The sequence below is a fragment of the Lachnospira rogosae (ex Hitch et al. 2025) genome (assembly GCF_040096455.1).
GTDB lineage: Bacteria > Bacillota > Clostridia > Lachnospirales > Lachnospiraceae > Lachnospira > Lachnospira rogosae.
Map to the genome: position 1 here is coordinate 121,393 of NZ_JBBMER010000006.1, position 16,432 is coordinate 137,824.

12 protein-coding genes are annotated in these 16,432 nt (G+C 28.5%); 9 read left to right on the forward strand and 3 right to left on the reverse strand.

Annotated features, from left to right (window positions below; all coding sequences use genetic code 11):
- The first annotated feature begins 206 nt into the window (after positions 1-206).
- The 3 genes from WMO14_RS09225 (at position 207) to WMO14_RS09235 (ending at position 3,466) form a co-directional block, all read left to right on the forward strand.
- Positions 207-854, forward strand: a complete 648-nt coding sequence (locus WMO14_RS09225) for an HAD family hydrolase (RefSeq protein WP_055175872.1) — start codon at positions 207-209, stop codon at positions 852-854.
- Between the two features lie 134 nt (positions 855-988).
- Positions 989-2,461, forward strand: coding sequence for a putative DNA modification/repair radical SAM protein (locus WMO14_RS09230; RefSeq protein ID WP_349153716.1), 1,473 nt, complete (start codon positions 989-991; stop codon positions 2,459-2,461).
- Positions 2,462-2,674: 213 nt separating this feature from the next.
- Entirely contained in the window at positions 2,675-3,466 is a 792-nt protein-coding gene (locus tag WMO14_RS09235) for a TIGR03915 family putative DNA repair protein (RefSeq protein WP_349153717.1), read from the forward strand.
- 178 nt (positions 3,467-3,644) lie between these two features.
- Here WMO14_RS09235 and WMO14_RS09240 read toward each other — a convergent pair whose 3' ends face one another.
- Positions 3,645-4,559 (reverse strand): tyrosine-type recombinase/integrase, encoded by a 915-nt coding sequence (locus WMO14_RS09240; protein ID WP_349153718.1) that lies wholly within the window; start codon positions 4,557-4,559, stop codon positions 3,645-3,647.
- 420 nt (positions 4,560-4,979) lie between these two features.
- On the opposite strand from WMO14_RS09240, the gene WMO14_RS09245 reads away from it, so the two are divergent.
- Positions 4,980-6,368: a hypothetical protein gene (locus WMO14_RS09245; protein ID WP_022502176.1), complete on the forward strand. Its 1,389-nt coding sequence runs from the start codon at positions 4,980-4,982 to the stop codon at positions 6,366-6,368.
- Positions 6,369-7,398: 1,030 nt separating this feature from the next.
- On the forward strand, positions 7,399-8,586 hold the full coding sequence (locus WMO14_RS09250; RefSeq protein ID WP_082421589.1) for a hypothetical protein: 1,188 nt from the start codon (positions 7,399-7,401) through the stop codon (positions 8,584-8,586).
- Positions 8,587-9,174: 588 nt separating this feature from the next.
- Here WMO14_RS09250 and WMO14_RS09255 read toward each other — a convergent pair.
- Both WMO14_RS09255 and WMO14_RS09260 read right to left on the reverse strand, forming a co-directional pair.
- A complete protein-coding gene (locus WMO14_RS09255) occupies positions 9,175-10,380 on the reverse strand; it encodes a ParB N-terminal domain-containing protein (protein WP_022501638.1) in 1,206 nt (401 codons plus the stop codon).
- Entirely contained in the window at positions 10,380-11,210 is an 831-nt protein-coding gene (locus WMO14_RS09260; RefSeq protein WP_022501637.1) for a ParA family protein, read from the reverse strand. Before WMO14_RS09260 ends, WMO14_RS09255 begins: the two co-directional genes overlap by 1 nt.
- 1,685 nt (positions 11,211-12,895) lie before the next feature.
- Here WMO14_RS09260 and WMO14_RS09265 point away from each other — a divergent pair.
- The 4 genes from WMO14_RS09265 (at position 12,896) to sdaAA (ending at position 16,126) form a co-directional block, all read left to right on the forward strand.
- On the forward strand, positions 12,896-13,642 hold the full coding sequence (locus tag WMO14_RS09265) for an acyl-[acyl-carrier-protein] thioesterase (protein WP_349153719.1): 747 nt from the start codon (positions 12,896-12,898) through the stop codon (positions 13,640-13,642).
- 606 nt (positions 13,643-14,248) lie between these two features.
- Positions 14,249-14,458 (forward strand): hypothetical protein, encoded by a 210-nt coding sequence (locus tag WMO14_RS09270; protein ID WP_022501284.1) that lies wholly within the window; start codon positions 14,249-14,251, stop codon positions 14,456-14,458.
- Positions 14,459-14,578: 120 nt separating this feature from the next.
- Positions 14,579-15,244 (forward strand): L-serine ammonia-lyase, iron-sulfur-dependent subunit beta, encoded by a 666-nt coding sequence (sdaAB, locus tag WMO14_RS09275; RefSeq protein ID WP_055175341.1) that lies wholly within the window; start codon positions 14,579-14,581, stop codon positions 15,242-15,244.
- Between the two features lie 3 nt (positions 15,245-15,247).
- Positions 15,248-16,126, forward strand: a complete 879-nt coding sequence (sdaAA, locus tag WMO14_RS09280) for an L-serine ammonia-lyase, iron-sulfur-dependent, subunit alpha (RefSeq protein WP_022501286.1) — start codon at positions 15,248-15,250, stop codon at positions 16,124-16,126.
- The last annotated feature ends 306 nt before the right edge of the window (positions 16,127-16,432 follow it).

Genomic DNA, 16,432 nt, shown 5'->3' on the forward strand with positions numbered 1-16,432 from the left:
GAAATTTAAAATTTTATTTTCATATTGCATTTTTTTAGTCTTGATTATATTATTAAATATCTGATATGGAAACAGCTGATTGTAATTAATCTGTATACAATATGTTAATGTTGAATTAATTCTTATAAATAATATATCTGCTTTAAGAATTTTTTATTATCTGTTATCCAGTCAGTTATTATTAATATAAGGAAAGTGTGAAGTATATGAAATATAAAATGGCTGTATTTGATTTAGACGGAACATTGCTTAATACATTGGAGGATCTGGCAGATGCGGTGAACTACTCTCTTGCACAGTTTGGTATGCCTCAAAGAACTATAGAAGAAGTAAGGAATTATGTTGGTAATGGAATTCGTCTTTTAATAGAAAGAAGTGTTCCTAATGGAACCGATTTGCCGGTTATAGATAATGTGTTTGAATGTTTTAAGAAGTATTATCAGGAACATTGTAATGACAAGACAAAGGCATATGATGGAATTATTGATATGCTTAAAGAATTAAAGCAGTCAGGGATTAAGCTTGCAGTGTTGTCTAATAAAGCACAAAATGCTGTGACTAAATTATGTGATATATATTTTGATAATCTTCTTGATATTACATTTGGTGCAAGAGAGGGCATAGCAAAAAAGCCCGCTCCGGATGCCTTGTTAGAATGTGCTGCAATAGCAGACATTGCATTAGAAGATATAGCTTATATTGGAGATTCAGATGTAGATGTGCTAACAGCACGAAATGCAGGGGTTGACTGCATAGCTGTATCGTGGGGCTTTAGGGATAAAGGAGTGTTAATTAAGGCAGGAGCTGATAAAATAGCAGATAATATACAAGTTTTAAAGGCAGAACTTTTATAGTCAGATTGAATAAAATATATTAAAATTTCAATTGCGAAATATATTATAATATGATAAGATACATACAGAACGAATGTTTGGAAAATATGTTCTGCATGTATCTTTTTTATTATTATCGAAAGAAGGTGGGAGTTGTGGTTATTAAAGAAGACCTAAGTATTATGGATAAGCTGACGATTTTATCTGATGCTGCAAAGTATGATGTATCGTGTTCGTCAAGTGGCGTTGAACGTGGTAACAATGGTAAAGGCATAGGCAATTCTAAAGCGTGTGGAATATGCCACAGCTTTAGTGCGGATGGCAGGTGTATTTCTCTTTTAAAAATACTTCTTACCAATGAATGTATATATAACTGCCGCTACTGCATTAACCGTTCGTCTAATGATGTTGTGAGGGCTACATTTTCGCCTGAGGAGATATGTGAGCTTACTATGCAGTTCTACAGACGTAATTATATAGAAGGGTTGTTTTTAAGTTCAGGTATAATTATCAGTCCTGATGAGACAATGAAGAGAATGTTAGAAACGGTTATTCTTCTAAGAAAGAAATATAATTTTGGCGGATATATTCATATGAAGGCAATTCCTGGAGCATCGGATGATATCATTAAGTTCGCTGGTTGGTTTGTTGACCGTATGAGCATTAATCTTGAGCTTCCAACTAATGCAGCACTTAAAGAACTTGCTCCATCTAAATCAAGACAAAGTATTTTGCATCCTATGAATATGATTAAGAATAACATACATATGAATAGATATGAGGTTGGTATGAAGCATACGAACAATTATTTGTCAGATGTTTATAATATGTATAATACATTTTCTGATGATACAAGTAATGAGATGTTAGACACTATGTTTAATGATGGATTGGCTGCCAATAACAGATTAAACATTAATAATAGATTGAATACTGGTAATACTGAGCTATCGGCGGGACATAGATATAAAAGATATATTCCAGCAGGACAGAGTTCACAGATGATTATTGGTGCTACCAAAGAGACGGATTACCAGCTTGTTACGATAGCACAGAATTTATATGACAAATACGATTTAAAGAGAGTGTTTTATTCAGCGTTTGTTAATGTCAATATGGATGAGTCGCTTCCACTTCAGGAAGATGGCAAGGGTGTGCCTTTGCTTAGGGAACATAGGTTATATCAGGCGGACTGGCTTATGAGATTTTATGGATTTAAGTCATATGATCTTCTTAGTGAAGACAATCCTAATTTTAACGCATTTTTAGACCCTAAATGTGACTGGGCAATACGGCACCTTGATATATTCCCAGTAGAGATTAATACAGCACCTTATGCCCTGTTATTAAAAGTTCCGGGAATAGGTGTGAAATCAGCAAGACGTATTATTAATGCAAGACGAATGTCCATATTAGATTTTACTTCTTTAAAGAAAGCCGGAGTTGTATTAAAAAGGGCTGTTTATTTTATAACCTGTAATGGCAGAATGATGTATAACATACGAATAGATCAGGATTATATTACTAATGCTCTTATTGATAATGACAAGAAGAAAATATATGACATAGAACATAAAGACTGCTATAAACAGCTTTCTTTATTTGACTGCAATGTAATATCAGAATGATACGAATGTTTTTATTATAATTGTGAATAATAAATATTAGAACAATATAAAGATGCATATTAGAATAATATAATGTATTTATCAGGATAATTATATAAGAATTTGTAATTTGAAATATTTATATGGAACATAGAGATAGAATAAAGATTAGTAAGAAGAAAGGATATGATCAGCCAGTATTACTACCAGCTGATTAGTTAAGTGCATAGTATTATGGATGTTTATTTATGTGATAATTCTATAGAGGGGATATTTTCAGCAATATATAAAGCCTGGGAGGCAGGAACAAGCCATACTGATGTAAGATGTGCAGATGTTGTTTCTAACTATTCATTATTTGAGAACTATATAAATATCAGGACAGATTTAACCTTATCAGATAAAGTTGCCAATACAATAAAGCTAAAGCTGTCTAATGATATATATGAGATGATATTTACTGTTGCACAGTCAATCGCAGATAATAAGGCCTCAGTAATTTATCATTGTTTGCAGAGAATGTTTAAATATGGAACTTCAGTATTGCATAACATTAATGATGAATACATATTCCAGTTTAATAAAATATATAAAAAGGCAGCTAATGAAGCACACTTTTATATAGAGATTCTTCGATTTAATGAAAATGCTAATGGTTTTCTTACAGCCAGAATAGAACCTGATAATAATATTATATATATGATTATTGATCATTTTAATGACAGACTGCATTGCGAGAATTTTTTGATATATGATGTCAGGAGAAATATTGCGTATATACATATGAATAATAATACAGCATTTTTTTATAATGATTATAATAATGAATTATTAAAACAGCTTGATGATTTTTCAGATAATGAAAATGATATTCAGAATTTATGGATAAGGTTTTATAATACTATAGCAATAAAAGAACGTGTCAATTATAAATGTCAGATAAATATGCTTCCATTAAAATATAGGAAGTATCTGCCAGAATTACCTATAAAAAGGGGATCCCACCAAACAATAATTAATAACTAATTATCATCCAGCGGGATATTGGGGAATTGTATTGAGCTCATATCAAGCTCTTTCGATTGTTATTATAACACATAGCAGATAATTGAAAAGTACTATCTTTTTCCTAGTACTATCAATTATAATATATATTATATAATAATACTAATGGCTTGATGTTTAATTCAATTCATTAGTATATTTATGCGTTGATACTTATGATACTATAGTCAACAGCCTGTTTGTATGTATCAGAGTTAATTATTTTATCATATCTTGTAATCCATTTGGTTGTTATTCCAGCGTAGCTTGCAACTAGATCTTTTGAAGCTCCACCCGATAACATATAACATATTGCGGCGTGACGAAGGGTCTGCATTGTGAATTTGTTATTTAACATACCTTTTTCTATATTAAGTTTACAATATTTTTCAAGAAGTCTTTCTGTGTCCCTTAATTTAATTCGTGTTTTTCTTTTATTAATAAATATTGCACCTTCTATTATATTATTATTACATATATATCTGTCTAATAATACAGCAACATCATCCGGAACTTTAATTATTCTTGATATACGATTATTGCCTTTTGGAGGATAATTAATATACATTTCGTCATTGGAATTAATTGCAATATATTCTTTATTAAGGCTGCATATTTCAGTGTTAGTCAATGCACATTTGACGGCAAGGGATAATATTAAAAATGCTTTATCATCATTATTTTGTTGTATTGTTTCCATAATATTGTTTATTTCATTAAGTGTTGGTATATCATTGTCTGTTAATAACTTATCTTCTTCTGGAATAGAAATTTCCTTGAAATAATTAGTATATTCCTTTCCGTGATTACTCATATTAAATTCAATAAAATTACATACAGATCTTATTACGGATAATCTCATTACACCGGTAGAGTATTTTAATTGATTTTTGCTTATCTTATTTAATATATGTTCATAATAAGTCACAGCATCAGTATGACTTAACTCTAATGGGTCGTGGCCAACTACTTTATCAAAATTCTTTACAACATTCCAATATTCTTTTCGTGTACGAGCTTTTAAATTAGTTTCATAATATATCCAAATAGTATTCTTAAATGTATCAGAAATCATAACATAAATACCTCTTATATCTTTTCAACACAACAAAATAATCTTATCTGTGTGCTATTGATTTTTTACATAATATATAATACAATATATGACGACATATGTCTATATGTTAACCAAAACTCACACCACCACTCTACTTCAAAATAAAACACAACAACATCCAAAGTAATTAAGAAAAGCTTCCTGGTGTGAACCTACTATTTGATTTTTGTGTTTATATTTTTTATAATTATGAGTACAATTACTATATAAATTGTTAGATATAATTAATCGAAGATTATGCTATTTACATAAAGAGCAATAACACACTGGACAGACTATATTATAATCATCTATCCATATTCTACTCTTCCACTATCTGCCAATTAATATATAGAATAAAATGAAAATTATATTTGTTGTTATATAAGGAGATATATTATGGAACAATACTCTCGCCGATTTATTGAAGAATTAGCTAATCACATTGATCCAGTTATTATTGATTATTTCAATAAGAAAAGAAATTTGTTAAACTTCTCTGCTGAAAATGTAGCTGAGTTAATTGATGAAACTCTTATGGAATATCTTGATGGAAAGACTAGCCGTGAAGATTTAGTACCTATAATTAATAAGGTAAAGAAATCACGTTTACAAAAAAGATCACGTTGGTACAAATCATACATTAATGATATTGATACAATCAGCATTGACGATGCCAAACACCCTTTAGCTACTGTTGTTGCTATGGCAAAGACTCTTCCTGTTGAAGATTATACTAAAATGTTTGGAGATAAAGATTTACAGGAAATTATCGAAGATAAGAAAAGAGCTGCAACAGAATGGAAAAATGATTCCAATACTCTTTTAATTGATTTCCCAGGTATCTCATCTTTTACTTATAACTCAATATATAATTCTTTAAAGAATGATTTGATTATTAGTGCTTGGAAATACATAGAAAGTGAACTTGCTGGTAATATTGACTCATACCTTCGATTATTCCCTGTTGACTTAGTTGACAAACCACTCTTCAGTCCTTCATCTTTTACATTAATGATGGAAACAGCATCTGATAATCTGCTAAAAGAAATTATCAGAGATGAAGAAGGCCGTGAACTTTTGGAAGTGACTGTCAACAGCGGCAAACTTACTCCACCAAAGGCTATGGATTCTAATGACCTGAAATTAGTTAATGCTTTTATATCTAATATTAATATGCAGGAATTCTCTAAAGAGAAATCTGTAGTAGTCGATCTTAATACTCTTGGTAAAGAAATTGTCGATTATCACGTTGGTAAAAATGTGCTCAAGAAAATTTCTAATTCTTGTAGAAAGCTTGTAGAGTACAATTTCTATTATGAAGAAGCTGGCAGTAAAATCTATTTCAACTTATTCGATAATATTGTCATCAAAGAAGATGCTGAAAGACCTTATGCCATAGCTCAATTTGGTGAGGTACTAAGTAACGCTATTATAAAGAAAAAGTTAATCTCTATAACTTCTGCTTCTTATGATGTTCTTGATAATAACCTTTCAAGAATTATATGCTATGCAATGAAATGTGAACAGATTGCTAATCAGGAAACATTGATGAGTGAGTATAGTTATACTTACTTCCAGAAGATTGTTCGATTTAAATTAAAAAATAAAAAGAAGAACTTACAATTAATTCAGGAATCTTTACAGGAATTTGTAGATAACAATATTGTAATCGATAGCTTTGAATTAAAAAATGGTGTATTTATTATTAACTTCCTTCCATTATCGGAAGCTGAAATTCAGGATTTGAATTTTGATAAAACTAAGATGATAGACAATGCTCATTAATAGACGAAATAGGGATTTTTTATTATAATTATTTGCCGTATGTTTTTACATACGGCTTTTTTATGTGAGCCTTACAGAGAGCTCTTATGTATGCCCTACGAAGTTGTTTTTGTACACTGTAAGGCTCACATAAGAAGCTCCGTAAATTTTATAGCATACATTCTCCTAGTTCCTTTTGAAAATATGTGCAATGCAAAGAACTGCCTTTGTCTGAAACCGTATGCCAGATGGTGTAGTGGATAGATAGAATAATTACTTGCCTGCCACTCTATTTTAATCAAATCAGAAACTATAAATGTCTACATTTTTATCATCATAATTAAAGTGTAGATAATTAATTGATAACTAAGAAAATTTTATTGTACTTTTTTTATTTACTTAATTATCTGTATTTCTTTAAGTTTTGTCGTGTTTTTTTTATTTTTATCAGATAAATCTTTTATATATCCCTTAAAATAGGCATTTGTTATTTTTTTATTACAATTTTACTGTTTCCAGCAGCATTTTTTAAATAATATGTTAAATTTATGTAGATATTTTTAGAGTAAAAAACTTAGTTTTTATTTTTCAATGTAGATATTTTTAGAGTAAATTTTTAAAAAGTAGATATTTTTAGAGTAAAATATCATTTTTTTATTGATTTTTCTCCAATTTTCTATTCTATTTATATATTTATATATTGTATATAAATACTTTTTCTACATTTTTTTTTTGAAATTTTATCCACAATGTCTACATTTTTGGCTTAAATACTGATTTTCCTTAAAATACCACTACCCTATGTGGATAGCTGTTAACTATATGTAGATAAAAAAGTAGTAAAATCCACAAAATATTTATTTTGACTTCTACAAAAAAAATTTTATTAAATTAAGTAGATAATTTTAGAGTAAAACACTTTGATTTTGTGGATAAGTAGACAATTTTAGAGTAAAACAAGTTAAAAAATACACTTATGTGGATAAATTTTGAGTAAAAACAAGAATTTGATTTTATTTGATAATATTGTTAAATTATCCATAAAAAGGAGGTGGGAATTTTGGATAATTTTACAAATATAGGCAAAGCTGTATTAATTCAGGCTCTTGGTATTCAGCAAAATTACACAACAATTATTGATTCTTCTGTTGAAGTTACCGATTACTCAAATGATAACTGCTCTACTTGTAAATATAAAGCAATTATCGAATCCTTCTCCAGCGATAATGATATCTACAAAATGGCTATTGATAATTGTAACAATTGTCCACATAGAATTCTCACAACTAAGAACGTAACTAAAAAGATATATCATAATGAAAAAAATCGTTATGGCTATAGACCTATGTTAAAATCAAATGCACTTAAGCTATTTATGTTATTACATTTTTATCATCCGGATCGTTTTGGGATTATAAAAGAAATTAATATCAAAGAATTGGCATCTATTCTTAAATGCAACATAAAGACGATTTGGAATAATCTTGACATATTATCATCTTATACTTATATATCATATTCCAAAACTTCATCATCTATTATTTCATTGCTTATCAATGATTATGAGAATTATTACCTTCCTGCTAACAAAAACGGCAGGGGATTTTTAGTGCTTTCTAAGGAATTAATTACTAAACTTTTTGATATTAATTCAATTGTAACATTAAGAATTTACTTGCGTGAGCTTATCAACCTTGATAGTTCTAATCTTAAGGGTCAGGCAAGCGTGGATCACAAATCAATATCTGAAATAAGACATATGCTTCCTAAGTATTGCAAGCCTTGCATTATAAAACAACATATGTCTAATTCAGATGCTGATATTTTTAATGTCACTATTAATGATAATATCATAAGATTTGAAATTTCTTCAAGATATATTGCTAAGAAGCAAAAACAAATTCTATTAGAAGAAAATATTGACCGGTTAAAGTCATTTATTAATGATTTTAATACAGTAATTCCTAACATTAACTCAGGTGATATTCCACCTGTACGTTTTAGAGAATTTATTAATATAGACACTAATATATCAAATTATAAATTGATTAAAATCAGTAAACTTGATTTGGAGGATTTAGCAAATATAGCCGTTCACTACTCTTTCGATTTATTGATGTATGCGTTAGCAGATATCTATAGACAATATATAGTGTATGAACGATCTATAAAAAATATTCCTGGTCTTGTATCAACGATAATTCGTGCTAATGTTAGTAAATTAAAAAAGGCTGCTTAAAAAGCAGTCTTATTTTCGTGTCTTGTATTCGAATTTTATATCAATATATGTGATATTCTTAAATAATTTTAATAAAAAAAGCAGGCTGCTCATTTTTTTTATTTTCTTTTTTTCAATTTTTATGAATGATTCCTTTTATAATTTATTTAATATATAATTAAAATACTAATTTAACAAATTTTGATAACATTTATATTGAAGATTTATTAACATATGGAAACTTTTCAACCATTTTTTTATCCTTTTCGACTATAATAATTATTAAAAAGACATTTCATGAAAATAATAGACCAGAATAATAATTAATAGACTTGTTTATAAAAAAATTATTCTTCAAAAAAAAATATCCGACTTTGAATTAGTAACTAATGAACTATAAAAAATTGTTGAAAGCCTTATAAATACTGTGTCTATGTTAATTTAATTTATCAATATATGTTAAATATATGTATTGTTATATATATTAATATGGATATAGATAGATAAATAGATAGATAGATAAATAGATAGATATTTATATGATTATGATTAATAATAATATATCCCCAACTCCAATGTTAATATTATTAGAATTGGGGACATAATATATTAATTATTGGTTAGTGAATTAATAAAATCAGTTAATCTTTGATTTAAAATTTCTACTCTTATTTTTAAATCAGTATCATTTTTTATAATAGACTTGTTATTCTTAATGATATCAAAGTTTGATTCAAATAATGCAAGTGCCTGTTCTGTTTTAGCAATTGAAGATATTCTTTTTAATTCGTTATCTGAAATTGTTGTCTTGCGTTGTTCTTTCTCACGTTGCTGCTGCTTCATCTTTTCCATATTACTTTCAAGACGTGCCTTTTCCTTTTCAGCTTTGTTCTTAGCCTCAGTCATATATCGAAGTTCCTCTTCAATATCTATTTTGGAATTGGATTTATCAGTATTTGTAGAAATTTCATTTATTTTATTTTCAAGAATTTCTAAAGTTTCATTCTTTTTGTTAAGCTCTCTGGTTACTTCTTCTAATTCCTGCTTATATTTGGCAGCTTCTTTAGCACGTTCTTCAGATATCTTCTTGATAGATTGAAATTCTGCATTTTCAATGTTGCCATTTTTTTGAAGAATATTTAATATACTCTTCTGTGCATCCTCATCAAGCTTACCAAATTTATCAGCCTGGTTAAGATCTATGCCATTGTTATTGAGTAATTCACTTAATTCAGGAATAAGCTTTTCTGCTGTTGTATATTTGCGGGCTTGTCTTTCTGATATATTAAGCTGTTTGGCAATCTCTGCATTGATATTTTTTATTTCGCCGTTTAACTTTTTAGCTTCATAAAGTTCTTTTAAACGGCTTACTTCCCATCTTTTAACTTCCATTGAAGATTCTCTTACATCGTGGTTGGCTGAGATAAGCATAATTTCTTCGTCAATTTCAGTAATATCAGACTTTTCAACTTTACAGGGAATTCCAGCAGGAAAAAGTGTCTGGTAATCCTTTTCATCCATTTCTGATATGGCGTGATATCTTCTTTCACCAGAGATAAGACGATATATATCTTTGTCAGAATCATATAATACAGATAAATTGTGTCTTAGACCGTTAACAAGTATACTTTCTTTGAGTGCATTAATGCCATCCTGCGCATACATTTCATTTTTAGGGTTAGATACAATTTTATCTTTAGGAATATATTTAAAATTGTATTGTGTCTTTGCCTGAATTTCTTTAAGTTTTTCTCCACCGTCAGAATTAAGGATACCTGTTTTAGTACCACCAGCAGTAAATGATTTCTTAGCCATTATTTCTTCTCTCCTTTAAGATATTTTGCTAATTCTCTGTAATGTTTATTATCCATAAGTCCAAGATAATTAACTAATTCTATGTAATCTTGAGCTGCGGTGCTTCTCTTATCATATGTGAGTAATGGTTCAAACAATGTATTAGATTCATTGACGGCAATGCAATTTCTTATTGACACAGGAAGGAATTTGTCACCAAACATATTCTCATAACTTTCAAACATTTGTTTATATAAGGTTGTTCTTCCTGCCACTCTGGTCATAAACATACCTGCAAATTCAATAGAAAGTGCATATTTGGCATTGAGATCTTCAATCGTATCAAAAAGTGACATTAAACCATCATATGAAAAATTATCAACACATATAGGTGTGATGATTTTATTGCTGGCACACATAGCACATGTTGTAAGGTATGATTTAAAAGGTGAGTTGTCTATTATAATATAGTCGTAATCATCTTTTAATAGACTAAGATTATGTTTAAAACATAATTCTACATTAGATTCTTTACTCTCATCGTATATTTTATATATAAGATTGTTTAATTCTCTTGAGGCACAAAGTATAGATATATTTTCATAGTCTGTTGTAGAAATGTAATTCATAACAGTAGCTTTATCATCAAATTTACTACAAAACAGCTGTTCATAGTCAATATCCTTACCTTCTTCACTTTTGCCAAACATTTTACTTGTATTCATCTGTGGATCTAAGTCTATCAATAATATAGAATAGCCAGAAATAGATAAAATCTGAGCAATTGTTATGGCTGAGGATGATTTTCCAACACCCCCCTTTTCGTTAATTAAACTTATTACTTCGCTCATTATTGACCTTCTTTCATTAAAATCTAATTTTATTATACAACAAAATTACGTTTTATCAATATAAAAGTTACATTATTTAAAAATATTTATGTTGAGTTTTTGTGAACTCAGTTCAATTTTTATAAATGTAGAAAAATATTTTAAAATATTTTTACTGTTATTTGTTTATTCACATATATATAGATATTAAAACATTATCCAATAATTTTATGTAATAAGTAAATGGGTTTCCAAATATTGATAAATAAATTTAAAATATAATAAAGTATATTTATATAATAAATCAGAATAAATTACTTAATATTTTTGATATATATTATTTTGTAGTAATCTATTATATATGCTTAGATTATTTCTTATATAATTATTTCTTAATTCAATTTTGCCGAAAGATATGAAATTAATAATAAATTCATTATTATAATTAATATATAGTCATTTCCTTTATGATTTACATTGATATCAAATTGTAATGATTGTAATAATAGATTGTAATGATAGTGTTATAAAGAATTTTAAGGATTTTTAGATTCTATATAATAAAACTCTGACATAGAAAGCATATATAGATATGCATAATATAATTGATAGATTAAGGGAGTATTTACGCATAAATAAAATAGAAAGAATACAAAAATAATAAAATGATTTATAAAAAATTATGAACTGAGTTCAAAATTATAATGATATAAATGAGTATTTATAATATTATACACAGCTAAAAGTGAACTGAGTTCAATAAATAAAATTATCTATATGAATTATATGGTGGGATTCTATGTCCAAATTATATATTTGATATTCAATTATAATTCTATATAAACAAAGCATTATGCACATACATAATATTAAGTTATCAATTTGAATTTGTTTATCAATATTAATAATCTAGTTTAATTGTTATATATGATTATTGGATAATGCTTTAATATCTATATATAATTATAAATAAAAAAATTACAGCAAATATATTATTAAATATAATTGAATTAATTCATAAAGTGGTATTATACATATTGATAAGACATATATTATAAGGAATATAATAAAGTGAACTGAGTTCACTTTATTTGAGTACTATTATTGAAAAGTGATTAATAATACATAATACCAATAATATATTTAATTATAATAAATCTAAAACAATATAATTAAATCTAAAATATTATAACTAATGAAACTTATATAATCTATACAATTATAGTAATCAGTAATGATATTACAAACAAATGTTTTAAGTTCCACGTGAAACATTTATATTGCTTTTAGATTATTAAATAATCATATATAGTTGCAGATTATATTTGCAATTATGTAACTACCACACACATTTAATTGATTTTTTATGGATATTTCAACTCATAACATTTATAATATAAGAACACAAACAGATATTGGCTGATGAACAATAATAATTATTAGATAAAGCACACATCAGACGGCCGTACTGTAAAACAATAAAGTATTATTAAATGTATAATATGAGCATTAATACATATAGATTAGGCGTTGATAATTAGAATAAATACTAAAAAATTCTAATAGTTAAAGCTTGTATTTACAGGTGTAACAAGTGATAATCACTAAAATATTAATATAAATTAACTAATACTAATCAGCTGATATGCTTTTATTTAAACATACACATAGTTAACATATAATGAATATATTGAGGAATATAGATAATGATATATAAAGAAAGATATAAAGTAGAGTTAGAGGATATTGGAAGAGAGAATAAGATAGACAACAAAAGAATCGTTACGATTATGGAGGATATTGCTGGTTCTCATTCAGATAAGGTTGGATTGGGGGTATCGGCATCTGCTATTAATAAAAAGGCGTGGATATTGCTGGATTGGAAGATAAAAATCCTTAAAAGACCAGCTTACAATGAATATATAGATGCAAGCACATGGTCTAGAAAGTCTGATAGACTATGTGCATTTAGGGATTTTGAATTATACGACCAGAATGGTGAGTTATGTGCAATAGGTACTTCAAGATGGCTATATATGGATTTGGTAAGACGCAGACCTATTATTTTAGACAACAAAATGAACGATATATACGGTACTGAAACAGAAAAAAATGTATTCGATGAGGAGATAAAGAAGATAGAGCTTCCTGATTTGGATAATCTGCCAGATAACATTATGGTTACAGAAAAGCCATATTTAATACAGAGAAGAGATATTGATATTAATGGACATTTACATAATGTCAGCTATTTGGAAGCAGCATTAGAAGCTGTTCCAGAAGATATTTATAAAAATGTAGATTTTAACTATATAAGAATTGAATATAAAAAAGAAATTATGCAGAATGATAACATAAAAATAAAATGTCTTACAGATAATAATTATAACTGCCTTGTCATATTTGAAACAGATAATAAAATGAATGCAGTAGTTGAATTGAAATTATTATAGGTAACTATATAGAAAAAGTAATACTGTTGAAATTAAAAAGTATAATTATGTTGAAATAACAGTATATAACTGTATTTGTAATATAAAACTATATTATGTGACATAAATCCAATATTGTATTAAAGAATATATTGTAATATAAACATTATGTTTAAATGATAAAATAGATGATATAATATGACTACTTCGTAGTCACTTAGAAGTTTCTTCGAAACTTCATATGCGTGGAAAAGCAACGCAGAAAATATGATATAATGAGCACAAGAGTGCTCATCTTAAAAGTTCCTTACGGAACTTTATATGTGCTGAAAAGCTGCACAAAAAATATGATATAATATGACTACTTCGTAGTCACTTAGAAGTTTCTTCGAAACTTCATATGCGTGGAAAAGCAACGTAGAAATTATGATATAATATAAATTATAAAATAAATGTATAATAACAATATAAGCTTAAATACAGTTAGAAATTGATTGAACAGAGTAGTTTACGATTAGACCAGTTATTGATATATAAACTTAAATATAGTTAGAAATTGATTAATGGATTTATAATTTAAAAGCTAACAGATTGATAGATTAATAAATAAAAGAGGAGCTGATAATAATGGGATTTATTAATAAAGAAAAGGTCTTAAGAGGTGTTGGTAAAGCTGTTGACGTCACTAATAATGCGGCGGATAAGGTTACAGATTATGTAAAAGAAAATGAACTGGATAAGAAGGCTAAAAGTATGGCTGATGAATTTGGTGATGCAATGAAATCAGTAGGAAAGAGCTTAGAAGATACATTTTCTAATATAGTAGGAAAGAAGTAAATATTTCAAATAAAACAATGCAAATAGAATGATAGACAAAATTATTAATACCAAGTTCACAATAATTCAGAGTAAATATTATTAAATATATTTTAAGCATCTGGATTCACGGAGGATTTAATGGATATATTTGATATAATTGGTCCGGTTATGGTTGGACCATCAAGTTCACATACAGCGGGTGCGGTAAGGATTGGATATATATCCCAGAAGTTGATGGGAGAACAGATAAAGGAAGCAAATATTTTGCTGTATGGTTCTTTTCTTGATACAGGAAAGGGACACGGAACTAATAAGGCTATAGTTGCAGGACTACTTGGAATGCAGCCTGATGATATGAGAATACCACATAGTATGGAGATTGCCGAAAAAAAAGGAATAAAGGTGACATTTGGAAAATCAACGCTGAAAGAAGCACATCCTAATAGTGCACAGATTATATTAACAGGTATTTCTGGAAAGCAGCTTGAGGTTGTAGGTGAGTCACTTGGTGGTTCAAGAATAAATATCGCACAGATTGATGGAATAACAACGAATTTTTCGGGAGATTATCCAACTTTAGTTGTGCATAATCAGGATCAGCCGGGGCACGTTAGTGAAGTGACATCAATGCTTGCACACAAATCCGTGAATATTGCAACTATGCAGTTGTATCGTTCTAACAGAGGCGGTGATGCAGTAATGGTTCTGGAATGTGATCAGGAGATACCACGCGAAGGCATAGAATGGCTCAAAAAGGTTGAAGGAATAACTAAAGTAACATATTTATCGCAAAAGGGAGATTAAATAATGAATTATCATTCTATAAATGATTTGGTGGAATTATGTCATAAGAACAATGCACAGATATGGCAGGTTATTATGATGGATAATGCACACGAGCGTATGGTTTCCGAAGATAAGATTTTTGAAAATATGCGTCTGATGTATAAAGCTATGAAAACTGCAGATAATAATTATGATAAATCTCTTAAGTCACCAAGCCGGATGGCAGGTGGTGACGGAGAGCTGATGTATCAATATAACAAATCAGGCAGGAATATATGTGGAGATTTTGTAGGAATGGTTATGGAAAAAGCTCTTAAAATGGGAGAGTCTAATGCGTGTATGCGTAGAATAGTAGCTGCACCTACAGCGGGGTCTTGCGGAGTAATTCCAGCGGTATTTATATCATATGAAACATATTTTAAGGCACTTGAAGATGATATGGTTAAGGCGTTGCTGATTGCTTCAGGAATTGGAGCAGTTATAGCAGAAAATGCTTCTATAGCCGGGGCATCAGGAGGCTGTCAGGCAGAGATTGGAAGTGCAAGTGCAATGGCGGCGGCAGGGTTGACATTTCTTCAGGGAGGAGATAGCCTGCAGATAGTTAATTCGAGTGCATTGGCATTAAAGAGTATGTTAGGTCTTGCATGTGATCCGGTATGTGGACTTGTAGAAGTTCCTTGTATTAAAAGAAATGTTGCGGGAGCTATGAATGCAATAACGGCTGCACAGATGTCTATGGCAGGTATTAAAAGTGTAATATCACCAGATGAAGTTATTGATTCAATGCAGAGAATTGGTGCGGCAATGCCATCAAGTTTAAAAGAAACAGCCAGAGAAGGTCTTGCTATAACACCAACGGCAGAATTAATTAAAAGAGAGCTTGACAAAGTGACAGATTAATTATTATAATAATAACACAGGACAATAAATCATTAAAAAAGTATAAAAAATACAATTTTTCAGTTGCTATATTAAAAGTAACCTATTATAATATGTAAAAGTGTCAGGTAGATATTAATAATTGTTTTGCATATTGATATTTAACTGATGAGAAAGATTTTATTATTTAATGTTAATTTAGGTTAATTATTAATTGACAATATTTAATAAGATATTATAATAGATTGTGTCAGGTTATGATATTTGAAAGTTAGATGATGTTTGTTTGGTTATATTTTTGAGAACCTGATACTAAGTTTAATTTGG